Source organism: Bacillus sp. FDAARGOS_235 (genome assembly GCF_002073415.2).
GTDB classification, from domain to species: domain Bacteria; phylum Bacillota; class Bacilli; order Bacillales; family Bacillaceae_G; genus Bacillus_A; species Bacillus_A toyonensis.
Map to the genome: position 1 here is coordinate 3,157,085 of NZ_CP020437.2, position 25,150 is coordinate 3,182,234.

23 protein-coding genes are annotated in these 25,150 nt (G+C 33.2%); all 23 read left to right on the plus strand.

Annotation, left to right across the window (positions count from 1 at the left end):
• Nucleotides 1-5 precede the first annotated feature (5 nt).
• A complete protein-coding gene (locus A6J74_RS18160; protein WP_255260153.1) occupies nt 6-629 on the plus strand; it encodes a GNAT family N-acetyltransferase in 624 nt (207 codons plus the stop codon).
• 26 nt (nt 630-655) lie between these two features.
• Entirely contained in the window at nt 656-2,107 is a 1,452-nt protein-coding gene (locus A6J74_RS18165) for an oligosaccharide flippase family protein (protein ID WP_000056217.1), read from the plus strand.
• Between the two features lie 99 nt (nt 2,108-2,206).
• Entirely contained in the window at nt 2,207-3,418 is a 1,212-nt protein-coding gene (locus A6J74_RS18170; RefSeq protein WP_001019253.1) for a polysaccharide deacetylase family protein, read from the plus strand.
• A gap of 55 nt (nt 3,419-3,473) precedes the next feature.
• Nucleotides 3,474-4,796, plus strand: coding sequence for an O-antigen ligase family protein (locus A6J74_RS18175; RefSeq protein ID WP_000766558.1), 1,323 nt, complete (start codon nt 3,474-3,476; stop codon nt 4,794-4,796).
• A 58-nt stretch (nt 4,797-4,854) separates the two neighbouring features.
• Complete coding sequence (locus A6J74_RS18180; protein WP_001101765.1) at nt 4,855-5,943, plus strand: glycosyltransferase; 1,089 nt, start codon at nt 4,855-4,857, stop codon at nt 5,941-5,943.
• A 9-nt stretch (nt 5,944-5,952) separates the two neighbouring features.
• A complete protein-coding gene (locus A6J74_RS18185) occupies nt 5,953-7,197 on the plus strand; it encodes a glycosyltransferase family 4 protein (RefSeq protein WP_000698284.1) in 1,245 nt (414 codons plus the stop codon).
• 7 nt (nt 7,198-7,204) lie between these two features.
• Complete coding sequence (cps2T, locus tag A6J74_RS18190; RefSeq protein ID WP_000683386.1) at nt 7,205-8,362, plus strand: beta 1-4 rhamnosyltransferase Cps2T; 1,158 nt, start codon at nt 7,205-7,207, stop codon at nt 8,360-8,362.
• 75 nt (nt 8,363-8,437) lie between these two features.
• The gene (rfbA, locus tag A6J74_RS18195; protein ID WP_000676106.1) at nt 8,438-9,331 is read left to right on the plus strand and encodes a glucose-1-phosphate thymidylyltransferase RfbA; all 894 of its coding nucleotides are present in this window, start codon (nt 8,438-8,440) and stop codon (nt 9,329-9,331) included.
• Between the two features lie 13 nt (nt 9,332-9,344).
• Nucleotides 9,345-9,902, plus strand: coding sequence for a dTDP-4-dehydrorhamnose 3,5-epimerase (rfbC, locus tag A6J74_RS18200; protein WP_000706204.1), 558 nt, complete (start codon nt 9,345-9,347; stop codon nt 9,900-9,902).
• An 11-nt stretch (nt 9,903-9,913) separates the two neighbouring features.
• Nucleotides 9,914-10,933: a dTDP-glucose 4,6-dehydratase gene (gene rfbB, locus A6J74_RS18205; RefSeq protein ID WP_000866930.1), complete on the plus strand. Its 1,020-nt coding sequence runs from the start codon at nt 9,914-9,916 to the stop codon at nt 10,931-10,933.
• A gap of 3 nt (nt 10,934-10,936) precedes the next feature.
• Nucleotides 10,937-11,776 (plus strand): dTDP-4-dehydrorhamnose reductase, encoded by an 840-nt coding sequence (gene rfbD / locus A6J74_RS18210; protein WP_000866888.1) that lies wholly within the window; start codon nt 10,937-10,939, stop codon nt 11,774-11,776.
• Nucleotides 11,777-11,887: 111 nt separating this feature from the next.
• Complete coding sequence (gene tagU, locus A6J74_RS18215) at nt 11,888-12,802, plus strand: polyisoprenyl-teichoic acid--peptidoglycan teichoic acid transferase TagU (RefSeq protein ID WP_000727071.1); 915 nt, start codon at nt 11,888-11,890, stop codon at nt 12,800-12,802.
• 98 nt (nt 12,803-12,900) lie between these two features.
• A complete protein-coding gene (locus A6J74_RS18220; RefSeq protein ID WP_001034213.1) occupies nt 12,901-13,731 on the plus strand; it encodes an SGNH/GDSL hydrolase family protein in 831 nt (276 codons plus the stop codon).
• 271 nt (nt 13,732-14,002) lie between these two features.
• Nucleotides 14,003-14,725 carry a LicD family protein gene (locus tag A6J74_RS18225; protein ID WP_000505982.1) on the plus strand — a complete coding sequence of 241 codons (723 nt, stop codon included), beginning with the start codon at nt 14,003-14,005 and terminating at the stop codon, nt 14,723-14,725.
• 178 nt (nt 14,726-14,903) lie between these two features.
• A complete protein-coding gene (locus tag A6J74_RS18230; RefSeq protein ID WP_001164445.1) occupies nt 14,904-16,784 on the plus strand; it encodes a phosphocholine cytidylyltransferase/choline kinase family protein in 1,881 nt (626 codons plus the stop codon).
• Complete coding sequence (locus A6J74_RS18235) at nt 16,765-17,739, plus strand: DMT family transporter (protein WP_001080586.1); 975 nt, start codon at nt 16,765-16,767, stop codon at nt 17,737-17,739. Before A6J74_RS18230 ends, A6J74_RS18235 begins: the two co-directional genes overlap by 20 nt.
• Nucleotides 17,736-18,434: a sugar phosphate nucleotidyltransferase gene (locus tag A6J74_RS18240; protein ID WP_001201615.1), complete on the plus strand. Its 699-nt coding sequence runs from the start codon at nt 17,736-17,738 to the stop codon at nt 18,432-18,434. Before A6J74_RS18235 ends, A6J74_RS18240 begins: the two co-directional genes overlap by 4 nt.
• A 120-nt stretch (nt 18,435-18,554) precedes the next feature.
• Nucleotides 18,555-19,547, plus strand: a complete 993-nt coding sequence (gene galE / locus A6J74_RS18245; RefSeq protein ID WP_000095043.1) for a UDP-glucose 4-epimerase GalE — start codon at nt 18,555-18,557, stop codon at nt 19,545-19,547.
• Between the two features lie 121 nt (nt 19,548-19,668).
• Nucleotides 19,669-20,340 carry a response regulator transcription factor gene (locus tag A6J74_RS18250; protein ID WP_000699590.1) on the plus strand — a complete coding sequence of 224 codons (672 nt, stop codon included), beginning with the start codon at nt 19,669-19,671 and terminating at the stop codon, nt 20,338-20,340.
• An 11-nt stretch (nt 20,341-20,351) separates the two neighbouring features.
• Entirely contained in the window at nt 20,352-21,782 is a 1,431-nt protein-coding gene (locus tag A6J74_RS18255; RefSeq protein ID WP_000054070.1) for a sensor histidine kinase, read from the plus strand.
• A 66-nt stretch (nt 21,783-21,848) separates the two neighbouring features.
• The gene (locus A6J74_RS18260; protein WP_000826601.1) at nt 21,849-22,631 is read left to right on the plus strand and encodes a DUF3919 family protein; all 783 of its coding nucleotides are present in this window, start codon (nt 21,849-21,851) and stop codon (nt 22,629-22,631) included.
• The gene (locus tag A6J74_RS18265) at nt 22,628-23,662 is read left to right on the plus strand and encodes an ABC transporter substrate-binding protein (RefSeq protein ID WP_001225623.1); all 1,035 of its coding nucleotides are present in this window, start codon (nt 22,628-22,630) and stop codon (nt 23,660-23,662) included. Before A6J74_RS18260 ends, A6J74_RS18265 begins: the two co-directional genes overlap by 4 nt.
• A gap of 19 nt (nt 23,663-23,681) precedes the next feature.
• Complete coding sequence (gene pgtP / locus A6J74_RS18270) at nt 23,682-25,016, plus strand: MFS transporter (RefSeq protein ID WP_000477577.1); 1,335 nt, start codon at nt 23,682-23,684, stop codon at nt 25,014-25,016.
• Nucleotides 25,017-25,150: the final 134 nt, after the last annotated feature.

Here is a 25,150-nt window from a genome sequence, read left to right on the forward strand (position 1 = left end):
AGATGATGAGCTTAGTAAATAAAATTAGAAATCGGAGTATCAAAATTATAATTAAAAAAATTAAAACAAAATTTCTCACGGTTTCCAATGGATATATATTAAACTTGAATAATTATAATATGGTTTCTTATGAGGAAAAATACAATTGTTATGCATTAATTCCAATGCAAATGTATCATTTGAAAACAATGATTGAGTTATATGGTAACCAAATAGGTAGTTACAAGTACGATATTCTAAAAAAGAGAATTGCGGAACAGAATAAACATATACCGTATGTAGTAGTAGACAAAGAAGGGGATTTATATGGTTATTTCCACCTATCCATTGGAGATATGCGAGATGGTACTATAAATATTGATGTCCAAGTTAGTAAAAATACAGTGTATTTATTTGATGATTACACATTTTTGGAGAAACGTGGTAAAGGTGTACATAAATTTTCGGTTTACTCGCGTTTGGAATTGGCTAAGAAACTAGGATATTCAAAAGCTATTGTAAATATATTAAAAGGAAATTTGTATTCTGAAAAAAGCTATCAGGGATTAGGCTTTATAAAAAATTTAGTTTATTATTATGTTCACATTTTAAACTTTAAAAAAACTTTTACGCGTGTGGTTAAGAAATAATTTTAAGTTAAGGAATAGTGGTAAGTATGAGTTTAAATAGTAATAAGTTGATATCTAGTGGAGCTGTATATTTTATATTTTCAATTCTAACACAACTAATAAATATGTTACTCATCCCTTTATATACTAGTAATTTATCACAAAATGATTATGGGAAATATGAATTGTTAAATACCATACAACAATTATTAGGCCTTGCTATTACGATTGGAGTATATTCGGGATTAAAAAGATTTTTTTATGATGTAGAAAATAAAATAGCATTGAAAAATACAGCGTTAAACTTTTCAGCATTATGGGGGATTGTTGTTTTTTCATTTGTATATTTTATTAGTCCGTTAATAAGTGACTATGTTTTTAGTGGTGATAATGAGGTCACTCTTTATATTAGAGTTATAGTAATAACTTCTTTATTGACATGTTTGATTGCTATATATACTAGTTATTATGAAATGGAATTTAAAGCTTTTAGGGTAGCCATAGTACAATTAAGTATCTTAGTTTTAACATTTTTATTAGCCACATATTATATTTTGATTTTAGGCAATGGAATTATAGGTATATTAAAGGCTACTTTAATTTCGAATCTATTAGTTTTTATTGTATTGTTTATATTAGACTTTAAAAATTATAAAATTGCTATTCATGTACCATATCTCAAAAACATACTGTATTATGGTGGAGGCTTATTGTTAGGACAAATTTCTGCATGGATATTAAATTTGATAGATCGCTTTTTTATTAAAGAATTAATCAATTATTCAGCAGTTGCGGTGTATTCAATATCTTCAAAAATTGGAATGTTAATAAATCCAGTTTTTATCACGCCATTTGCGCAAGTATTTACAGCTTATAAATTTAAAGTTTATAAAGAGGAAGGCGGTCAACAAAAAATCCAAAATATGTTTCGAATCTACAATATTGTAGGTTGTTTTTGTATTTTCGGCTTGGCTATATTTGGTAAGATAATGATCAGTATTTTAGCTACAAATGAATATTTAGAGGCGTATAAGATTATTCCATTAATTGCTGTTTCCCATTTTATATGGGGAATTGGACAATTTTATTCTTTAGGTTTACATGTAGCAAATAAAATGATGTTAAATTCCCTAATTGTTGTAATTAGTGCTCTTATAAATATAGTTCTAAATATATTACTGATTCCTCATCTTGGGATAAATGGTGCAGCTTTAGCTACAATTGTATCTTATATAGTAGCGAATATTCTTTATTATTATTTTAGTGAAAAATACTATAGTTTAGGATTAGGTTTACTATATCCATATAAATATTTTACCGTTTTTGTTTTATTATACGGGGTATATTGGATGTTAATTTCTCCAATTCAAAATTTGTACATTGAATTTATTTGTAATGTATTTCTATGTATAATATATGTTTTATTATTGATTGTTTTCAAGTTTACTAATATTCAAGAAATTAGGGGATTTCTGTTGTCAATTTTAAAAAAGAAATAGACAACACTCAAAAGTATTTAATTTTTTGAGCTAATGCATAATAAAGATTAAATGAAAAGTAATTTAAAGTAGTAAGTATTTTAATAAGGAGAAGATATGATGAATATTGAAATATGTAAGTGGTTTAATAATTCAGATTCTCCAGTTATGTTTATGATAGACGATTTAGCAAACGTTTGGGTAGATACAACTAAAAGCGGGGAATTAGAATTAGGTGAAGATTGGGGTTATTGGAAAAATGAAGAGAAATCATCTTTTCGATATTTAAACGAAGTTATTTTGAAGGAGTTTCCAGAGGTTAAAGCTACATTCTTTGTGCCAGTAGGTGTTAGAGTGGGAATGATAAAAGAACCAGTAGCGCCCTCAATATCAAAAAAGATTAACCATGATGAAGCGACGAAAAAATTTTTTAGAGACATTCATCAAAATCCCAGATTTGAAATTGCATATCACGGAACTACTCATGGTAAAGTGGGAGAAACAAATTTGGATTTCAAACAAGAATGGGAACTTTTTTCGAGTGTAGAAAAAGCTGTGGATGTTGTCGAGGACGGAAAAAGAATCTACAAAGATGCAATAGGTGTTAATCCTTTGGGTGGAAAATATTGTGGTTATACTAGTAATGAGTTTTCAGATCTTAGTATAGACAAAACAGACTTTTTATGGTGGTGTAGATATTGGAATAGAGGAGTAGAGGAGGGTGAAGTAGATAAAATTTCTGGAGGGGATAAAAATTCATTATCTAATTATGATATCAAAAAGTTTGGGGATAATAATGTTATTGACATACCATCAACAGTAAACGGTGGTTTATTGACAAGTGTATTAAATAGCAATTTTATATCTATTAAGGGGATATTAAAAAAAATATTAAAAAACTATTTAGTACGAAAAAGGTTACAACAAATTGAATATTTATTAACGAGAAAATTAGTCATTAGTATCCAGGAGCATATTGCACCCTCTAGGGATGATGGAAGAAGACAAATGCCTAATATTTTTGATGATACTAAAAGTTTACAAACCATATTTAGATATCTTCGTAATAAGAATGTATGGTATTGTACAGGTACTGAATTGGCGAGTTATGTATATTTAAGGGATAATTTTGTAATTAAGTCTACATCTGAAAGTACTTTTTATTTCGTGCAAACCGAGGATAATACTCGAGACGTAGAATTAGGGGAAGTAACACTATCTATTTCTGGGGTTGAAAAGGGAAAATTGTTATTACCGAATCAAACAATTAAAGAAGTGAGGAATGGCATTGTTAATGTTCCAATAATGCCAGGAACTTATCAAATTATTTAGGGACATATTGCTGATTTTAAGTAATAAGTAATTTAAATCCATGAGGTTACTACATATGAAATTAATATTTATTTTAAGTCTATTTTTATTTCTTTATTTTTCTTCTTTATGTTTAATTCTTATGAGGAAGAATAAAAAAAATACTATTATTATTTTTATGTCTATAATTTTAGTGGTCATAACTTTAAATATTTCACCGACTATGTTTGTTGTTGAATTTCAAAATATTCGAATACAGTTATTACTATTCGTTTTAGTTATTTTGAATTGTACATTTGCAATATATAAGTTGATTCAAAGACAAACATTTTCTAGTTTTGATAGGAAAACATACAGTATTACAACGTATGCTTTAAGCTTTTTGGTGATTATTTTCCATTTTTCTTTGCAATTTTTCACATTAGAAATATTTGATATTAACTTATTTGTATTCCATCTGACTGTGTACTGTAACCTTTTGTTAATGGGATTCTTTTTCAATCAAGTTAGAGGTTTTAACTTACAATCAATGCAATTTTTTCAGGTAGTGGGTTTTTTCTCTCTATTTAATTCTATTTTATCAGTAATTCAATACATATTTAATCGATCTTTTTTGTTATTTTCAAATCAGGCTAGTATTAATTACACAGAGGGATTAGAAGTTGTTAAAAGAGTTGTTGGAGTAATAGGGGCTAGTAATGGTGCTGGAAATTTAGGGGTTATCTTATTTCCTATTTTAGTATTTAATTTCATGAAAAGAAAAAATGTGTTAAATCTGTTAACTTTATTGTTAAACATTGTATTTGTTATATTAACTTTAACGCGTATATCATATGTGGCTATTTTGTGCCAAATACTAATTATTTTCTTAATTAAGAAATCTAAGAATAAGAAGGAATTTGGTTATAAAGTTTTATTTGCTAGTATGATTCTCATAGGATGTATACTCATTATATCCTTATTTTATAGTGAAATATTCGATTTATTATTTGTAAGTCGTGGTGGCACACAGGAACACAGGTTTATACAATTTATAAATGTTTTTCAAGTAATCAAAGAAAATCTTGCGATGGGAATAGGAGCTGGACAATATACGTATTATGCATCTTATTATCTTTTTTCAACAGATTTAGTTGTGCACTCACAAGTTTTAAATATTCTTTTAGAACAAGGAATAGTTTCATTTATAGCTTTTGTAATCCTAAACATAAGCTTACTATTATTTATACTGAGAAATATTGATGACGGTTATAAATGGCTTCCGATTTCTCTATTTATAGGGAATTTAATTACCACAAATTTCAATCCGAATCAATACTATTCTATAAATATATATATATACTTTTTTATTATGTTATCACTTACATGTTCTACAGATTTATTGTTAAAGAAAAAGTGAAGATTTAAATAGTTGCTGAAATAGTTGAATGTTCAGCTAATGGAGAAGAGGAAATAAAATGAATGTACTGATGTGTGAATATCTTCAATATGATACTGTATTTCAAGTGGGAAGCCATTACTATGCTAAAGAATTTCTTAAAGAAAATAATAATGTGGTTTGGGTTAATCAACCTAAACCCTTTTTTTTCGGTAAAGAAAATAATAATAGTGTCCCCACTGCAAACTTAGAAATTTATAATCCTAATGTCTTACTACCTTTTTGTAAATATCCTGCGCTTAATACAAAATTTTGGGCAGAATATCACATAAAATATCCTTTTTCAAAAGTTAGTAGTGATTTAAAGAAAAAAGAAATAGATGTGATGTGGCTTACAAATGTAAAAATGTACGAATTAGCAAATCAATTAAATTATAAATTTATGATTCATAGAATGGCTGATGACTTTTCTGGTTTTAAAGGGGCGTATAAGAACCTTATATATTTACAAAATCAAGTTGTACAAAAATCAGATTTAGTGGTTGTTACTGCTAAAAATTTAATTGATGTGGCTTATAAACACAATAAAAATGTTTTATATCTTCCAAACGGTGTTAACACAAATAGGTTTAAAGGGAATGTTGGTGATGTTCCCATAGAGTATCAAAATTTAAATCGCCCTGTCATTGTATATGTAGGAGCAGTAGAAGAATGGTTTGATTATGAATTAGTTATTAAAGCAGCTGAAAAATTAAAAGAATATGCTTTTGTTATTATAGGAAATGTCAGTGATACGATAAGAGAAACTTTTGCTTCAAACAAAAACATCCATTTGTTAGGAAAAAAATCGCATGATGAGATACCTAGGTATTTAAAGTATGCTAATGTGGGTATTATGCCGTTTGTTGATAATAAATTAACAAATAGTATTCATCCATTAAAATTATATGAATATTTTGCAGCGGGATTACCTGTTGTGTCGAGAAGGCTTCAAGAAGTAGTTGAAATGGATTCGCCGGCTAAATTATATAAGACAAATGAAGAATTTATAACTTTAATAGATGAAACAATTAAAGAGACAGTAAATAAAGAAATATTTATGGAATATGCCGAGCATAATACATGGGAAAAGAGATATGAACATTTAAAGCATTATATAAATTATTAGGGTGAGTATATGAAAATACTATTAATTAATAAATATTACTATGTAAAGGGTGGCAGTGAGACGTATTTTTTTGGTTTAAAAAAGATGCTAGAAGATAATGGACATGAAGTTATTGTTTTTAGTATGCAAGATGAAAAAAATCAACAAAGTCAGTTTGAAGATCACTTCGTGAAAAATGTTAATTATCAAGAGGATAGTGGTATTTTAGCAAAAATGAAGGGAGCTATGAAATTAATACATTCTAATGAAGCATATAGAAAGTTATGCAAATTAATTGCTTGTACCAAACCAGATATTGCCCATGTTAACTTAATATACCATCAACTGACGCCTTCTATTTTTCAAGCATTAAAAAAATATAACATACCGACGGTTTTTACTTCACATGATTATAAATTAGTTTGTCCAAATTATAAGCTTTTTAATAATGATGAAATATGTACGAAATGTATCCAAGGTAATTTTGTGAATTGCTTTAAAAATCGTTGTCATAAAGATTCAACAGTATATAGTCTGTTATTAACTATGGAGGCATATTGGCATAAATGGTTAAAATCGTATGATGTAGCTGATTTTGTGATATGTCCAAGTAAATTTATGTACAATCAATTAGCTGAAAATAGGATACCGGTTAAAAAGCTAGTACACCTTCCCAATTTTTTAACAAATAATTTTCTTGAAGTTGAAATGAATGAAAAAAAAGAAAAATTTATACTCTATTATGGTAGACTGTCTAAAGAAAAGGGCATAGATACTTTACTAGATGCTCAAAGGTTATTAGGCGAAAGAATAACTTTGAAATTAATAGGGACAGGTCCAGAAGAAGCGAGACTAAAAGCTAGAGTTGAACAGGAAAGTATTCAAAATGTTGAATTTTTGGGATTTAAATCAGGGAATGATTTAGTGGTAGAAATTAAGAAAGCGAAAGCTACCATAATTCCTTCGGTATGGCATGAGGTTTTCGGTTTAACGATTATTGAATCTTTAAGTGCGGGGACTCCTGTCATCGGATCTAAAGTAGGAGGAATAACAGAATTAATACAAGAAGGAGAAAATGGATTTTTATTTGAAAGAGCGAATGAAAAAGAGCTTGCAAATAAAATAGAAAGATTGATCAATTTATCCGAAGATGAGTATGCTCAAATGGCACGGAATAGCTATCGGGCTAAAAATGAATTTAAACCTGAATGGTATTATGAAGAATTAGTTAGCATATATGAACAGGCCATTAATAATAAGAAGATAAGGAAGTAATTTGACAATGAAACATGTATTTATAATCGGATCCAAAGGGATTCCCGCAAAATATGGTGGATTCGAAACATTTGTAGAATACTTAACAGCTCGAAAGCAAAGCGAAGATATTCAGTATCACGTATCTTGCCTAGCTAATAATAATGATGAGTTCAAGCATAATAGTGCAAGATGCTTTAATGTAAAAACACCTGAAATCGGTAGTGCTAAAGCAGTAGCATATGATATTTTAAGTTTAAAAGAGTGCATCCGTTATATTAAAAGAAATAACCTGACAAACTGCATTGTCTACGTGCTTGCTTGTCGTATTGGCCCATTCTTTTCCTTCTATAAAAATAAGCTAGAAAAAATGGGTGTAAAAGTATTCGTAAATCCAGATGGGCATGAGTGGAAAAGAAGTAAATGGAGCCCTGCTATCAGAACATATTGGAAAATATCTGAGAAGTTAATGGTTAAAAATGCAGATTTATTAGTGTGTGATTCTAAAGGAATTGAGTCATATATTAAAACAGACTATAAAAAGTATAGCCCTAAGACGACATTTATTGCCTACGGTGCGGATGTTACATCATCATCTTTAGAAGACGATGATGTAAAACTAAACGAATGGTATAAGAAACATGATATAAGTTTCAATGAATATTATTTAGTAGTTGGTCGTTTCGTTCCCGAGAACAATTACGAGTTAATGGTTCGTGAATTTATGAAATCAGATTCTAAAAAAGACTTTGTGATCATTTCTAACGTTGAACAAAATCAATTTTATCAAGATTTATTAGCAAAGACGAATTTTGATAAGGATCCTCGTGTTAAGTTTGTTGGAACTGTATATGATCAAGAACTATTGAAGAAAGTTCGTGAAAATGCATTTGCATATTTCCATGGGCACGAAGTAGGTGGAACGAATCCATCATTATTAGAAGCGTTGGCTTCTACAAAATTAAATATGCTTTTAGATGTAGTGTTTAATAGAGAGGTTGGGGAAGGAGGAGCTGTTTACTTTTCTAAAGAAAGTGGCTCTTTAGCCAACTTAATTCATGATGTTGAGAGATATTCACAAGAGCAAATTGATGAATTGGGTAGTAAGGCGAAAGATAGAATTATCCATGAATACTCATGGGAGAAAATTGTAAGTGATTATGAATCTTTATTTTTAAAGTCATAACAGAAATTAGAAGGGGATGAATCTAGGCAGATTTATTCCCTATTTCTATGATATAAAAAGGAGTGCGAGTAATTTATGAAAGGTATTATTCTAGCTGGAGGTAGTGGAACGAGATTATATCCACTGACACAAGCTGTATCAAAGCAATTGTTACCCGTTTACGATAAGCCAATGATTTATTATCCATTATCAGTATTAATGCTTGCTGGTATTCAAGAAATTTTAATTATATCTACACCACAGGATACGCCTCGTTTTAAAGAGCTATTGGGAGATGGTTCACAGTTTGGAATAAAGCTTGAATATGCTGTACAACCTTCTCCAGATGGCTTAGCTCAGGCATTTATTATTGGAGAAGAGTTTATTGGTGATGACTCTGTAGCTCTTGTTCTGGGGGATAATTTATTCTATGGACATGGTTTAACAAAATTATTACAAAACGCTGTAGAACGTCAAGAAGGGGCTACTGTTTTTGGGTATTATGTAAATGATCCAGAACGTTTTGGGGTAGTGGAATTTGATGAAGATGAAAAGGCTATTTCTATTGAAGAGAAACCTCAAGAGCCAAAATCGCATTATGCTGTAACGGGTTTATATTTTTATGACAATCGGGTTGTGGAAATTGCAAAGAATATTAAGCCTTCACCTCGTGGTGAATTGGAAATTACTGATATAAATAAGGTTTATTTACAATTACAAGAGTTACACGTTGAAATTCTTGGACGTGGTTTTTCTTGGTTGGACTCTGGAACGCACGAGTCATTATTAGAAGCATCTCAATTCATTGAAACAATTGAAAAACGTCAAAGTTTAAAGGTAGCTTGTTTAGAGGAAATAGCGTTTAGAAAAGGATATATTACCCGTGAGCAACTACTTGAATTAGCAGAGCCAATGAAAAAAAATCAATACGGTCAATATTTAATTCGATTGGCAGAACAAAGTAAACAAAAACAACCAATTTATCAATAAAGGAGTACGTATAATGAAGATTGTTGAAACTAAAATTCCTGATGTAGTTATTTTAGAGCCTAAAGTATTTGGGGATCATCGCGGATATTTTATGGAAAGTTATAATAAAGAGATTTTTAATAAGCTTGGTTTAGATTATGAATTTATTCAGGATAATCAATCTTTATCTGTACCAGCTGGCACATTACGTGGATTACATTTTCAGTTAAATCCTAAAGCGCAGACAAAGATAGTACGCTGTATTACAGGTGCTATTTATGATGTAGCTGTTGATATTCGTAAAGGTTCACCTACATATGGCCAATGGGTTGGTGTTATTTTAAGTGAACATAATAAACGTCAATTAGTCGTACCGAAAGGATTTGCACACGGATTTTGTACATTAGTGCCAAATTCGACAGTGGCTTATAAAGTAGATGAATACTATTCCCCTAATCATGATGCAGGTATTCTATGGAATGATCCAGCATTAGGAATCGATTGGCCGGTAAGTGAACCGATTCTTTCAGAAAAGGATACTAAACATCCACTATTAGAAGAAGCAAATATTAATTTTGTGTACGAGAAATAAGGAGGAATAACATGAAAGTATTAGTAACGGGTGGCGCAGGGTTTATTGGAAGTAATTTTGTTCGATATATGGTGAAGAAGTATCCTGAATATAATATTGTAAATTTAGATGCGCTAACATATGCAGGGAATTTAGAGAATCTAAAAGATATTGAAGAATTATCTAATTACAAATTTATCAAAGGCGATATAGCAGATCGTCAGTTTATTAATCAATTATTTAAAGAAGAAAATTTTGATTATGTGTTAAATTTCGCAGCAGAGTCGCATGTTGATAGAAGTATTACAAATCCTGATATCTTTATTCAAACAAACATTCAAGGTACACAAGTATTACTAGATGCTGCTAAAAATGCAGAAGTAAAAAAATACTTGCAAGTTTCAACAGATGAGGTATATGGAACTTTAGGCGAAACTGGTTACTTTACGGAAGAAACACCTTTGGCATCAAATAGCCCGTATAGTTCAAGTAAAGCTGGTGCAGACCTATTAGTTCGTGCTTATCATGAAACGTTTGGTTTACCAGTAAACATTACACGTTGTTCAAATAATTACGGACCATTTCATTTCCCAGAAAAATTAATTCCTTTAATGATTATTAATGCACTGAATGATAAACAATTACCTGTATATGGTGATGGTTTAAATGTACGTGATTGGTTACATGTGGAAGACCATTGTCAGGCAATCGATTTAGTACTTCATAAAGGAAAAAATGGTGAAGTGTACAATGTTGGTGGAAACAATGAACGCACAAACATTGAAATCGTAAAAACAATCTTAAAAGCATTGGATAAACCAGAATCTCTGATTAAGTATGTTACAGATCGTCCAGGTCATGATCGCCGTTACGCAATTGATGCAACAAAACTCCGTGAAGAATTAGGGTGGTCACCGAAGTACAACTTTGATACTGGTATTGAGCAAACTATTAAATGGTATTTAGAAAATCAAGATTGGTGGAAAAATATTATTTCTGGAGAATACCAAGAATACTTCAAGAATCAATATGCGAATAGATTAGAGGTATAAAACATGAAAGTATTAGTAACAGGGGCTAAAGGTCAATTAGGACAAGATGTATTATGTTTATTAGAAAATCAACAATGGGAAGTTTTGGGATTTGGTAGAGAAGAGCTAGATATTACAAATGAAGAAAAAGTACGTGAAAAAGTACTATCTATAAATCCTGATATTATTATTCATACAGCAGCATATACACAAGTAGATCAAGCTGAGAGCGATGAAGAAACTGCTTTCAAGGTTAATGCTGAAGGTACAAAATATTTAGCGCAAGCTGCCGAAGCAGTGAAAGCAAAGTTTTGTTATGTAAGTACTGATTACATTTTTGATGGAACGAAAAATGAACCATATAAAGTGGATGATCAAACGAATCCTCAAACTGTATATGGTAGCTCAAAATTAGCTGGAGAACATTATACACAAAAGTACTGTTCAAAAAGTTATATTGTCAGAACGTCTTGGGTATTTGGCTTATACGGTAATAATTTTGTGAAAACGATGTTGCGTTTAGCGGAAGAGAAGACAGAATTAGGAGTTGTTCATGATCAGGTAGGTTCACCAACCTATACACCTGATTTAGCGAGATTTATTATTAATCTTGTGAAAACTGATAAGTATGACATATATCATGGTTCTAACTCAGGAGTTTGTTCTTGGTATGAATTTGCAAAAGAGATATTCAAGCAATCTAATATTGAAATAGTGGTCAATCCACTAACGACAGAAGATTTTCCAAGACCTGCTGTACGCCCTAAATACTCAGTGCTAGATAAAGGGATGATTGAAGAAAATGGATTTGAATCGTTCCAAGATTGGAAGGAAGCTTTAAAAGATTTTCTCAAGAAGCTATAAGATAGTGGAAGAATCAGTGGTTTACAAATGATTTGTAAATCTGTATAGTTTTATGTGAAATAATAGTAAGTATAAGATTACTGAATTTGTTATTTGAAAGAAGGAAAAGCGATGAAGAAAAAGATTCTATTTTGGATTCTAGGTATCATTGGTGTTCTTGTTGTTGCTGGTGGTGTATATGCATATACTGTTTACTCTAATGTATCTAATACGTTAAATACAGTTCATAAGCCTTTGGATCGTGATAAGTCTGATAAACGAGATAAGAAAGTAGATGTTTCAGATAATAAACCTATATCTATTTTAATGATGGGTGTAGATCAGGAAGATAATGGGACAGGTAGATCGGACTCACTAATGTTATTTACCTTAAATCCAAAAACAAAATCTATGAAAATTACGAGTATTCCACGCGACTCTTATACGGAGATTGTAGGGAAAGGTAAAAAAGATAAAATCAACCATGCCTATGCTTTTGGTGGCATTGATATGTCTGTAAAAACAGTAGAGAATTTCCTAAATGTACCAGTTGATCATTATATTGAAGTAAATATGGCTGGATTTAGAGATATTGTAGATGCTGTTGGCGGTGTTGATGTAAATAACGATTTAGAGTTTACATCAAGAGATCAACATTTTGCTAAAGGTAATATTCATTTAAATGGTGAAACTGCATTAAAGTATACTCGTATGCGTTACGAGGATCCACGCGGTGATTTCGGTCGTCAAATGCGTCAGCGTCAAGTTATCCAAGCTGTAATTAAAAAGGGCGCAAGTGTATCTTCTCTAGCAAGTTACGGTGACGTATTAAAAGCAATTGAGAAAAACGTAAAAACAAGTTTAACGCAAGAGCAAATGTTTGAGATTCAAAAGAATTATAAAGATTGCATGGAGAACAGTGAAGAGATTCAAATCCCAGGCGACGGCCACAAAGCCGCTGATGGCATTTGGTATTACTATGTTCCAGATGCAGCGAAACAAGATATAACGAATAAGTTAAGAGCGCACCTTGAAGTGACTAAATAATATGTAATAACCCAACTCCTTTGGAAGGAGTTGGGTTTATTTTTGCATGGATTTATATTAATATTATATGTTGTGAGATTAATAGATGAGGTGAATCGATGAATAAGAAAGCAGTACTTGTTCTTGTTGTTTTTGTATTGTTTGTTGCTTCGATTGTGAGCGGTAAATTGTACTGGAATAAAAAAGTTGCAAATGCAACGGGACAGACGAGTGAAGTGACGAAGAAAAAGGCTGAAGTGAAAGATAGCGGAGCGAAGAAAGAAGAGAAAAAAGCAGAGAAAAAGCAAGATGCGAAATCATCTTTTAATGAAGCATATGCGAAGAATTTACCAGATGAAGTGAAAGAAAAGTTGCAGAAAGCTGCTAAAGAGAAAAAGGCAGTAAACCTTGTTATTGTTGGTGATGAAGCTTCTTCATCTGAAAAAGATGCTTGGGCAGCTAAGTTAACAGCTAATTTAGCAACTGCTTACGGTAAAGGTTTATGGAATGTGACAGTAAAGGAATATAAGGGTGAAAGTACAGAAGAGTTAATCGCGAATAAGCGTGATAAAGAGATCGCGAAAGACAAGCCAGATGTGATTTTATTTGAGCCACCATTTATTACTGATAACGGTAAAACTGGTAATGGGAACTCTGTTGCGAGTACACAGAAGTTTGTTCAAGCACTTTCTACTAGTGCAAAAGGCGCTACAATTATGATTCAACCATCAAACCCAGTGTATGGTGCGAAGAATTATCCGAAAGCAATTGAGGCATTAAAGCAATTTGCGACGCAAAATGGTTATGCATATGTTGATCACTGGGGAGCATGGCCTGATGCAGCAACAAAGGCTATTTTACCTTACTTACAAGAAGAGTTTGGTTTCCCAAGTGCTAAAGGACATGAAGTTTGGGCACAATATGTAACGGATTATTTCGTGGCTAAGTAATGAAAGATACACAAAAGGTATACGAGAAATCGTATGCCTTTTATTTATAATATGTGGTAAGTTACGGTTCAAGTTTGGTGGTTATTTGTTATAGCATAAGTAATTTGCTTTCATTTATACAACACGATCAATCCAAAAATCTGACTTTCCCTTTGAAAAATTTGTTGTCAAATAGTATGATGGTGTAGGAAACGGAGAAAATAACGGAGATATGTGAGTGATTTTATTCCGTTATATTACTTTAAATAGATGTTATTGCGAGGATTTTTATATGGGATTTAAACAAGAAATTAGAAAATTTATTGAAGGAAATAAGCTAGTTCGTACATTGTTAAAAAAGCCTTTAGAATATCGTGCGAATAAGCAATTGCAATTAGTACGAAACAATATTAAACAATATGGAGTAGAGTGTTTACTATTAGTGCAAGAAGCTTTTAAAGAGCATGATCAAGAATTTTGGTTAGATTATGGCACGTTACTTGGCGCTGTGCGAGAAAAAGATTTCATAAGCCATGATTTAGATATGGATATTGGTACTTTTAATATAAGTGAAGAGAAGAAAAGAGCACTAGAGAAAACGTTAAATGATAAAGGTGTTAAGACGTTTAGGGAGTTCACAGTTGATGGTCATGTTGTAGAGCAAACTTTCACTTATAAAGGAACTCATATCGATCTTTTCTATTATTTTTCGGAAGATCCTAATAAAGTATGGTGTTACTTCTTTGAAGGAACGGATGAGATGTCGACGCAGGAAAGAGGAACTGAAAAGATCCTTACAGGGTGGAAAACGAAAACAGCAAGTTCTACATTGTTAGGAACGAAATTAATGCCATTCAAGGGCGAAGAATTCCCTGTTCCTTCAAATGTTGAAGAGTATCTTATTGAGAACTATGGTCCTAATTATATGATTAAGGATGAGAATTGGGATTTTGCAAATTCTGCTAGTAATATTAAAGTTGTGTCAGCCAATAACGTTGAGGCTATTTATAAATAAAAAGAAGTGCCCCTGTGCAAAATAAGCAGGGGCACTTCTTTTTATTTTAGGTGATAGGAGAAATGTAAAACTGTATTTACTGAAATTTTACAACAAATTTACATTACACCTTATTAGTGATAATATTAATGTTGCGTTCAAATTTTGAATGTATTATCGATGTTATGGGGGACCACACATGCAACATATGCTTGATATATTAGAAATTATTAATAAAGAACCACATTTAAGTCAGAAGAAAATTGCAGAACGTAGTGGGATATCTACCGGAAAAGTGAATTATATTATAAATGATTTGACGAAAAAAAATTATGTTGTTAGTGAAAAAAATGGAAAACATATAAGCTATTATGTGAAAGAACAGGGTCTTAAATTTTTGCAGAGCGAGTTAGCTACACTGCAGCAAAAAAAGATTCGTATTCATCAGCGAGAGTATAAAAAAGTTAAGCAAGCAGTTATTCTTGCGGCAGGAAATCGTAAGGAATTAGGTAAACCATCTGGGTTATTATCCATTGGTGATAAAATACTTTTAAATCGAAATTTAGAGATATTACACAATAACGGAATTGAAAAAGTTGTTATTGTTTCTGGATATAAAAAAGAAAAATTTGCTTCTTGGAATAAAGAGCAAGGAGTATACTTTGTAGAAAATCCGAAATATAAATGGACAGGCTCTATGGCTTCACTTTCAAGTGTTCAAAGTTTAATTACAGATGATTTTCTATTAATTGAAGATGATATTTTAATAGAAGAAGATGCGATTTCTCAATTGCTACAATATCCGGAACGGGACTGTGTATTGATTACGAATGAAAGTGGTTCTGGTGATGAGGCATTTGTAGAGATTCAAAACGGGAATTTGTATAAAATTTCGAAAGATGTTCATCAATTAAATCGTATTGATGGCGAGATGATTGGAATTTCAAAACTTTCTTATGATGTTTTCCTTAATATGTTGGAGCTGTTTAATCATAATCAAAATCCGTATGTGAATTATGAATATTTACTTCTTGATGTTGCAAGAACATATGATATTGGGCATATCAAATTACAAAATATTGTGTGGGCAGAAATTGATACAAAACAGCAATATGAAGTTGTGAGGAATAAAATTTACCCTCGTTTATTGAGAAAAGAAGCAGAGTTTAAAGAAAAACAAATTAAAGGTCACGTTATGGAGGCTTTAAATATTCCAGAAGATGCTATTACAAATATTCAACCATTTGGTGGTATGACAAATACGAATTTCAAGGTAAGTGTCGGGGATTCAGAATATGTACTTCGTATTCCAGGAAGCGGTACGGAAGAAATGATTAGTCGTCATGATGAAATGGTGAATTCTAATTTGGCAAGTGAGCTAGGAATTGACGCTGAGCTTCTATATTTTAATGAAGAAACAGGTGTGAAGTTAGCAGAGCTTATTTCAAATGCAGAAACATTGAATCCGAAAACGGCGCGACGTAGCGATAATATGCAGTTAACGGCAGCTATTTTGAAGGAATTACATGAATCAAGTGCAGCGATGAGTAATACGTTTAATGTATTTGAGAAAATTGAGCATTATGAAGGTTTATTAAGTAAATCAAATGGTTCAAATTTTGCTGATTATAAAAAGGTAAAGAAGCAAGTTATGCGATTAAAAGCGATGTATGAGAAAATGGATGTTCAGTTAACACCTTGCCATAATGATACTGTTGCTGAAAACTTTGTGAAAAATGGAGAAAACAAGATGTATTTAATCGACTGGGAGTATGGCGGCTTGAATGATCCGATGTGGGATATTGCAGCGCATAGTTTAGAGTGTGAATTCTCAGCTGAAGATGAAGAGTTATTTTTAGATTACTATTTTAATGGAAAAGTAGAAGAATTGCATCGACAAAGAATCTTATTAAATAAAATTTTCCAAGACTTTTTATGGAGTATTTGGACAAAGATTAAAGAAGCAGCGGGTAGTGATTTCGGAACATATGGAATGGATCGTTATACGCGGGCAAAAGAAAATTTACAGTTATTTTTAGAGTACTATGGAGGATACCAGTATGAATCGAAAGCAAAGTAGAGGGATTTTTTATGGTGTGTTCTCCGGATTTGCTTGGGCTATAGATACGGTTTTAATTGGGATTATATTATCCTCGACAGTTATGTTGGAAACGGAGCAAGTTATATTCCTTGCGCCGCTTGTTAGCACATTTTTACATGATTTTATGTCGACATTGTGGATGATGGTCTATATGGGACTTAAAGGTCAATTACGAACAGCGCTTTCTAAATTAAAAACAAGAAGTGGTCGTTTCGTAATGTTAGGTGCTTTAATGGGCGGACCTTTAGGGATGACGTTTTATGTATTAGCTGTAAAGTATATAGGGGCTTCGTATACGGCAGCAATTTCAGCCATATATCCAGCCGTTGGAGCATTTTTTGCATTTATGTTTTTAAAAGAACGTTTACGCTCTTGGAATTGGTTAGGGCTTGTAATAAGCATTAGTAGTATTATTATTCTTGGCTTTACCGGTGATGGATTTGCAACACAAAACTACATGTTAGGTTTTATTTTTGTTTTGATTTGTATTATAGGTTGGGGATTAGAATGTGTTATTTGTGCCTACGGTATGAAGGATGGGGAAGTCTCGCCAGAAGAGGCGTTGCAAATTCGCCAACTTGTTTCGTCTGTAACATATGGACTGATCATTTTACCGACATTAGGCGGGCATTTTTTAACGAAAGAAGTTATGGTAAGTAGTGAATTTATCTTAATTATCTTTGTGGCGTTAATTGGGACGGCTTCGTACATTTTTTACTATAAAGCAATCCATGAACTGGGCCCAACGAAAGCCATGGGGCTGAATATTACATATTCAGCTTGGGCGATTTGGATTTCTATATTAGTAATGGGAACACCATTTTCTTGGAAATTAATTATTTGTTGTTTATTCATTATTGTAGGGGCTGTTTTAACAGTCGCGGATGCAAATGAATTTATTAAGAGAAAGAAATATAGAGGAGAGGTAGCATGAGAGCGATTTTATTAGCAGCTGGTATGGGGACACGCTTGCGCCCATTAACATTAACGAAACCAAAGTCATTAGTAGAGGTAAACGGGAAACCGATGCTAGAACGACAAATTGAATATTTACAAGAGATTGGTATAGATGAAATTATTGTTGTTACTGGATATTTATCGGAAAAATTTAATTATCTTGTTGATAAATATGAAAATATACGTCTTGTATATAACGATAAATATAATGTGTATAACAATATTTATACGATGTATGTAGTGCGTGAATATTTGGCAGATGCGTATGTGGTAGATGCTGATGTGTATTTACATCGTAATATATTTATTGAAAAACCAGAGTCATCTTTATACTTTAGTGCAAGGAAAGAAGATTTCCGCAATGAATGGATTATTAAGCATGATGAGAGCAAGAAAGTGTACGATATTGAAATTGGTGACGGTCATGATGATTACATTTTATGTGGCCTTTCCTATTGGTGTAAGGACGATGCGGATTATATCGTAAAAGAGTTAGAAAAAGCAGTGGAGCAAGAAGACTTTAGTGAGCTGTATTGGGATAATATTGTGAAAGATAATATTGGTCATCTGAATGTTCATTTATATGAAATTGATAGCAATGCCAGCTTTGAAATAGATTCTGTCGAGGATTTAGAGAAGGTTGAAGAGAAGCTTGCCACTTTAAGAAGTTAGTTGTCGTTACGGTTCACATTATATTATTTTAAATGAGTGTTTATGGTAAAATATAGGTAAGCATAAAGTGTATGAGAGAAACTATATATTTGTTGTATTGAGTATAGTAGGAGGAATAACATGAGTTCAATTTTGGTTTGTGGCGGAGCTGGTTACATCGGTTCACACGCTGTGAAAAAATTAGTAGATGAAGGTTTATCTGTAGTAGTAGTTGATAATTTACAAACAGGTCATGAAGATGCAATTACAGAAGGCGCAAAGTTTTATAAAGGAGACCTTCGTGATAAAAGTTTCTTAAGAGACGTCTTTACACAAGAAAATATTGAAGCGGTTATGCATTTCGCGGCTGATTCTTTAGTTGGTGTTAGTATGGAGAAACCTCTTCAATATTATAACAACAACGTGTATGGCGCACTTTGCTTATTAGAAGTAATGGACGAGTTTAAAGTAGATAAGTTCATTTTCTCTTCTACTGCGGCAACTTACGGCGAAGTAGATGTGGATCTTATTACTGAGGAAACTGTAACAAATCCAACGAATACGTATGGCGAGACAAAATTAGCAATTGAAAAAATGCTTCATTGGTATAGCCAAGCGTCAAACTTAAAATATAAGGTCTTCAGATACTTTAACGTAGCTGGTGCAACTCCAAATGGTATTATTGGGGAAGATCATCGTCCAGAGACACATTTAATTCCTCTTGTATTGCAAGTGGCGTTAGGTCAACGTGAGAAGATTATGATGTTTGGTGAAGATTATAATACACCAGATGGTACTTGTATTCGTGATTATATTCATGTTGAAGATTTAGTAGCAGCTCATTTCTTAGGACTTAAAAACCTACAAAACGGCGGAGAAAGTGATTTCTATAACTTAGGAAACGGTAATGGTTTCAGTGTAAAAGAAATCGTTGATGCAGTTCGTGAAGTTACAAATCATGAAATTCCTGCTGAGGTAGCACCGCGTCGTGCGGGAGATCCAGCACGTTTAGTTGCTTCTTCTCAGAAGGCAAAAGAGAAGTTAGGATGGGATCCTAAGTATGTAAATGTGAAAACAATCATTGAGCATGCTTGGAATTGGCATCAAAAACAACCGAATGGATATGCTAAGTAAATATAATAAGTGAAAGAGAGGGTATTGTCGTTCAACATATGTTCGACAATATCCTCTCTTTTTTTGTATGATTTTTGCTATACTAAACTGTACTATAATACAGGATGGAAGGAGGATAAGGATGAAAATACTTGTAGTTGATGATGAATCGAGTATTCGTAATTTGATTCGAATGCAGTTAGAGATGGAAGGATATGAAGTATTAGTAGCGGCTGATGGTAGAGAAGCGCTAGAGAAGTGGAATGAAGGGCCGGATGTATTGATTTTGGATGTTATGCTTCCAGATACAGATGGGTATGAGTTACTTCGCTTGTTCCGTGAAAAGGATAGAGATATTCCAGTACTCATGTTAACTGCAAAGAGTCAGATGAATGATAAACTGCTCGGCTTGCAACTCGGTGCGGATGATTATGTAACGAAGCCTTTCAATTATGCGGAGCTCATTCTTCGTGTGAAGAATATGAGTCGGCGTGTGAAGAAGGAGGGGGTCACTACAAGCCACGAAGTAATTCGAGCTGGAGAGTTAATAATTTGTCCTAAGGAAAGAAAATTACATGTTAGTGGACAAGAGATTCAGTTAACGTACCGAGAATTTAATTTATGTCAGCTGTTTGTTTCAAATCCACAGCGTGTATTTATGAGAGATGAGTTACTTGAGAAAGTATGGGGCTTTGAGTATATCGGAAATACGAGAGCGGTTGATATTATGGTGCAAAGATTGCGTAAGAAGCTTGGTACGAGCGGAGAATATATTAAAACAATTTATGGCGTTGGCTATAAGCTGGATTGTTAAGTGGTGATAATATGTCGTTAAAACGGAATATGGTATTTGGAATAGTTGGATTGTTGATTCCAATTCTTTTTCTTTTGTATACGGTTGTTTATATTTCACTAGAGAAGAATATGTATCATAATGCAGCAGATTCTCTTGAGAAGTTAAGTGTAGAGGCACAAATTTATACGATGAATTATTTAGAGAAAGAAGCAGAAATCGAGACGTTAGGTCCGAATTCGCTTTTAATTGCTTCGTACTTAGCGAAGCGGATGGATGTTCGTGTACAGATGATAGGAAAGAATGGAGATGTTGTTGCAGATACACAAAAAGGAGCGTTACTTCATCGAAATATTGATATTGAGAGTTCTTTGAAGGGTAAGAAAGCTTATGTTTTTGCGGAAGGAGAGCCAGCACCCATTCTTTTGTTTTCAAGCCCGGTTTATTATGGAAACGATGTCATTGGGAGTATTCGTTTTATAGATGAGTTAACGGGTGAGAAGGAAGTTTTAACAAATGTGAGCTGGACTTTTCTAATGACATCTCTTTGTTTAGTGGCTGCAGGTATTTTCTTTGCGGTTCGTTTAGCTAGGTCTCTTCATAGGCCAATTGATCAGTTGAGACAAATGGCAAAGCGGCTTGCGAATGGCGATTATGAAAGTAAGATTGAGCTAAATGAGTATGTGGAAATTGCACAGCTTTCAGCATCCTTTAATGCGATGGCTGATGGAATTGAACTGCATATTAAGCAATTGAAGGAAGAAAAAGAGAAACAGAAAGATTTCTTGGACCGTATTACGCATGAGTTGAAGACACCACTTACGGCAATTATCGGTTATGTTGATTTAATTCCGAAGTTACACTCGAAGGAAGATGTGCAAGAGAGTCTCCGGTATGTAGCTGTAGAAAGTGAGCGTCTATTATCACTTGTAGAGGAATTACTTAAGTCTTCAAAGTACGGGACGAGTACGTTTGAAGTGTCACCTACAGTTGTGAATATAAAAGAATTAGCAGAAGAAGCAGTTTCAATTGTGAAACCTCGTCTGCAGCAATTTGAGATTGAAGTGATAAATGAGTTAACGGATGTACATGTCGTTGCGGATTTTGATAAGACGAAGCAAATCTTTTTAAATGTACTTGATAATGCAATTAAATATAGTGATGCTACGCAAATTCGCATGAATGTAATTGTAAGTGAGCATGAGGCGAAGGTTTTTGTTCATGATGATGGTATCGGTATAGATGAGGATGTACTTGCCGAGTGGAATGGGTCTCCAGGAGGGAAAATGCTTCCTTCTAGTTATGGGAACGGATATGGTTTGTATATTTGTCAGGAGATTATGAATAAGCAAGGCGGAAGTATGCGAATTGAGAGCAGTGAAGAGATTGGTACTACGATATTTATTACATTTTTGCTTCCAAGACGAATGGAAGACATAAAAAACTTGAAAGCGGTTAAATGATACATTTATGAAACAATTATGCGGTATTTTCGAAACAACGTTTTTTTATCTTGGAGGTAGGCAGAAATGAAAAGGCTATCATTTCAAATTCTTATGTTTGTCTTTTGTATCATTGTTTCTCTTGTTTTGTTTTATGTTGTGGAGAAACAAACATATAATCGAATCACAATTGTGAATGACAAACAAGCCGTTTTACAAAGAGTGAACGAATCTCTTCCAATTGAAGTGAAAGTAAGACATGAAAAGTGGGGAGAAATTGTTGTAACGGATGAAGTTCGTTTACATACAATTGTTTCATTCTTTGACCGAATTCGAATAGAACCGAGAGAGGCAGAGAGCCAAGAACAAGTATTTACTGGAGAAGTAACGTACTTGAATGGACATAAGCGTACTTTTGCAGTAGGTGACTTGTTCCAGTATGAGGCGAACGTATACGGAAAGAAGGGCACTGATCCGATGATCTCGGCATTTCAAACGTATTTGTTAAGCCTGTATTACACGCCCGAGCGTATTAGTGATTTCTTCGCTTCAGCAAAGGATGTCATAGTACGTCAAGGGAATGTAGTACGTACTATCAATCTTACGCACATGCTTGATTCTATTCGGTACGCAAAACAAATTACAGATTACGGAGAAATTCAGAAATTATTACAATCACAGAATGAACCGATTGCTTATATTACAGCTTATAAATCAGGTAAGCATGTAAAGAATGAGCGTGAAGATATTCTGACGATTTCTGTGTATCCATCGTACTTTGTTGTGCAATACCTCGGTGATAATAACGGGAATGTCATGTATATGAAAGGCTCTCTAGCAGAGTTATTCGTAAAGGAGAATGCGTCATGAGAAAGATAGCCTTTTTCTTCTTTTTGCTAGTAATTGGAGGAGCGATGTCTAGTTGCTCTCGAGATACAACCTCTATTAAATATAATAAAAGTGGTCTCCCTATTTTGGATGATCGTCATCTTGTTGCATATGTAGCGGCCCGTGAGGAAGTTGGTGAGGCATTGCTTTCATCATTTTGTAAACCGCGCGGATGTACGTATGAATTTATTCGTCTTTCGACAGAAGAACTTCTTCGAAGAGTGGAAGAAGAATCTGGAAACCCGAAAGCGGATATTATTATTGGCGGTACAGTAGATGCACATCAAATGATGAAGCAAAAAGATCTGTCTATTCCTGTGACGAGCCAGCATGCGAATCGTATTTCAAAAACTGTTAAAGATAAAGATGGTTATTGGTACGGTTACGAAGTAGAGAAATTGGCAATCGCAATTAATAAAGAGCGGTGGAACGAAGAAATAGCACCGCTTGGCCTACCGTATCCATCCAGGTGGCAAGATTTATTAAACTCTGCGTACACAGGAAAGATTGTTATGCCAGATCCAAATGTTTCGGGTACTGCATATACGTTTTTTCAATCACTTATTGATACTTTAGGTGAAGAGGAAGCGAAGGCGTATGTGAAGCATCTTGCAGGACAGGTTGGAGAAGTAACAGTGAATGGTTACATACCAGCGGAACTTGTGGCAAGTGGTGAATATATGATAGGCATCAATTTTATGGGAGATCAGAGAATGCTTCAAAAACGAGGCTTTCCTATTTTAAGTAACGAACCTGAGCAAACAGGTTTGTCTGTCAATGCGGTTTCGAAACTAAAACGTGCACCGAGTGGTATTATTGCGGATTTATTTATTGATTATTGTTTATCAGAAGAAGCGGGTCACATTTTAGAAAAAGTTTCGTTTGGCGTACCAACGATGTTTGCGAAGAATGAGAAAGAAATAGAAGGACAGCCGGTTAGAAGGACGAACCAAAATATATCAAATAGTGGAATAATCGAGATATGGAATAGACAGCGTCTCTCTCAAAAGTGAGAAAAGGAGACGAGAGTATATGTTTAAATGGCTTAAGCCAGCACCTGCAATTGAGAGATTACCAGCGGATATGATCGACCGTGTATATAAATTACTACGTATTCGTGTGTTGATCGGGATTTCAGTTGGATATGCTGCTTATTATTTAGTTCGTAGTAACTTTAATTTATCTACTACGTATTTAGTAGACGAGTTCGGATTTAGCACGACACAAATCGGTTTATTAGGGGCAGTAATGGCTGTTGTTTATGGACTTAGTAAATTCTTCATGGGGAATTTATCGGATAAGGCATTTGCTCAACGATTTATTGCAGTAGGTTTATTTTTATCTGGGCTTGTTAATATTTGTTTCGGCTATGCATCTTCCTTTGGGATGATTTTAACTTTACTTGTTCTAAACGGTATTGTGCAAGGTATGGGAGCACCACCTTGTAGTATTGTTATGACGAAATGGTTCTCAAAGAAAGAACGTGGTACGAAAACAGGTCTTTGGAATATTTCACATAACGTTGGTGGATTACTTGTTCCGCCATTCATTGGAATTGGTGTAGGCATTTTTGGTGAAAGTCATTGGCAAGGTGGCGTATTTATTTTCCCAGCGATTATCGCTATGGTAATTTCAGTTCTAGTATGGATTAATGCGAAGGATACACCAGAATCTGAAGGTCTTCCTCCAATTGATGAGTATCGTAATGACTATGAAAATCTTGAAAAAGCAGATAATGCTAATAAGATGTCATCAAAAGAAATTTTAATGAAATATGTAGTGAAAAATAAATTTGTTTGGTTCTTATGTATTGCCAATGCATTTGTTTACTTAATTCGCTTTGGTGTTATTAACTGGGTACCAATTTACTTAACAACAGTTAAAGGTTTTACAAAAACAGAAGCGCATGCGGCGTATTCAATATTTGAGGCAGCAGCGATTCCAAGTTCTTTAATTGTTGGATTTTTAAGCGATAAATTATTTAAAGGGAAACGTATGCCATTATGTGTTATGAGTATGGCCGGGGTTGTTGTTGGTACGGTTGTATATTGGCAAGCGACTAGCATACTTGTTGTGAGTATTGCAGTTTCTGTTATCGGTTGTTTAATTTATGTACCACAGTTTTTAATTGGTTTAAGTGCAATGGAATTAGTACCGAAATTTGCAGTAGGTACGACAGTTGGTATGTGTGGTCTGTTCGGGTATGTTGGAGGAAGCTTCGTAGCAAACGCAGCAATTGGTATTATTGTTGATCGTTCGGGCTGGGATGGTTGTTTCATGTTACTGTTGGCAGGCGGTATTTTATCAACAATTTTCTTACTGATTGTTCAAATGGGACATGAGAGAAAAAGTTCTAAAGTAGCATAATCGTTTATTAGGAAAGCTATCCAATTATAATTTTGGATGGCTTTTTCTATATAATATAATATTTCCTTAAAACTATCTTAAAAGATACGATGTCATATTTCTAATCATTGGAATTTTTGTTACAATATAAATGA

Bases quoted from the DNA above. Each gene is read 5' to 3' on its own strand.
- A6J74_RS18160 (WP_255260153.1), top strand. From the start codon at position 6: ATGAGCTTAGTAAATAAAATTAGAAATCGGAGTATCAAAATTATAATT.
- A6J74_RS18165 (WP_000056217.1), top strand. From the start codon at position 656: ATGAGTTTAAATAGTAATAAGTTGATATCTAGTGGAGCTGTATATTTT.
- A6J74_RS18170 (WP_001019253.1), top strand. From the start codon at position 2,207: ATGAATATTGAAATATGTAAGTGGTTTAATAATTCAGATTCTCCAGTT.
- A6J74_RS18175 (WP_000766558.1), top strand. From the start codon at position 3,474: ATGAAATTAATATTTATTTTAAGTCTATTTTTATTTCTTTATTTTTCT.
- A6J74_RS18180 (WP_001101765.1), top strand. From the start codon at position 4,855: ATGAATGTACTGATGTGTGAATATCTTCAATATGATACTGTATTTCAA.
- A6J74_RS18185 (WP_000698284.1), top strand. From the start codon at position 5,953: ATGAAAATACTATTAATTAATAAATATTACTATGTAAAGGGTGGCAGT.
- cps2T (WP_000683386.1), top strand. From the start codon at position 7,205: ATGAAACATGTATTTATAATCGGATCCAAAGGGATTCCCGCAAAATAT.
- rfbA (WP_000676106.1), top strand. From the start codon at position 8,438: ATGAAAGGTATTATTCTAGCTGGAGGTAGTGGAACGAGATTATATCCA.
- rfbC (WP_000706204.1), top strand. From the start codon at position 9,345: ATGAAGATTGTTGAAACTAAAATTCCTGATGTAGTTATTTTAGAGCCT.
- rfbB (WP_000866930.1), top strand. From the start codon at position 9,914: ATGAAAGTATTAGTAACGGGTGGCGCAGGGTTTATTGGAAGTAATTTT.
- rfbD (WP_000866888.1), top strand. From the start codon at position 10,937: ATGAAAGTATTAGTAACAGGGGCTAAAGGTCAATTAGGACAAGATGTA.
- tagU (WP_000727071.1), top strand. From the start codon at position 11,888: ATGAAGAAAAAGATTCTATTTTGGATTCTAGGTATCATTGGTGTTCTT.
- A6J74_RS18220 (WP_001034213.1), top strand. From the start codon at position 12,901: ATGAATAAGAAAGCAGTACTTGTTCTTGTTGTTTTTGTATTGTTTGTT.
- A6J74_RS18225 (WP_000505982.1), top strand. From the start codon at position 14,003: ATGGGATTTAAACAAGAAATTAGAAAATTTATTGAAGGAAATAAGCTA.
- A6J74_RS18230 (WP_001164445.1), top strand. From the start codon at position 14,904: ATGCAACATATGCTTGATATATTAGAAATTATTAATAAAGAACCACAT.
- A6J74_RS18235 (WP_001080586.1), top strand. From the start codon at position 16,765: ATGAATCGAAAGCAAAGTAGAGGGATTTTTTATGGTGTGTTCTCCGGA.
- A6J74_RS18240 (WP_001201615.1), top strand. From the start codon at position 17,736: ATGAGAGCGATTTTATTAGCAGCTGGTATGGGGACACGCTTGCGCCCA.
- galE (WP_000095043.1), top strand. From the start codon at position 18,555: ATGAGTTCAATTTTGGTTTGTGGCGGAGCTGGTTACATCGGTTCACAC.
- A6J74_RS18250 (WP_000699590.1), top strand. From the start codon at position 19,669: ATGAAAATACTTGTAGTTGATGATGAATCGAGTATTCGTAATTTGATT.
- A6J74_RS18255 (WP_000054070.1), top strand. From the start codon at position 20,352: ATGTCGTTAAAACGGAATATGGTATTTGGAATAGTTGGATTGTTGATT.
- A6J74_RS18260 (WP_000826601.1), top strand. From the start codon at position 21,849: ATGAAAAGGCTATCATTTCAAATTCTTATGTTTGTCTTTTGTATCATT.
- A6J74_RS18265 (WP_001225623.1), top strand. From the start codon at position 22,628: ATGAGAAAGATAGCCTTTTTCTTCTTTTTGCTAGTAATTGGAGGAGCG.
- pgtP (WP_000477577.1), top strand. From the start codon at position 23,682: ATGTTTAAATGGCTTAAGCCAGCACCTGCAATTGAGAGATTACCAGCG.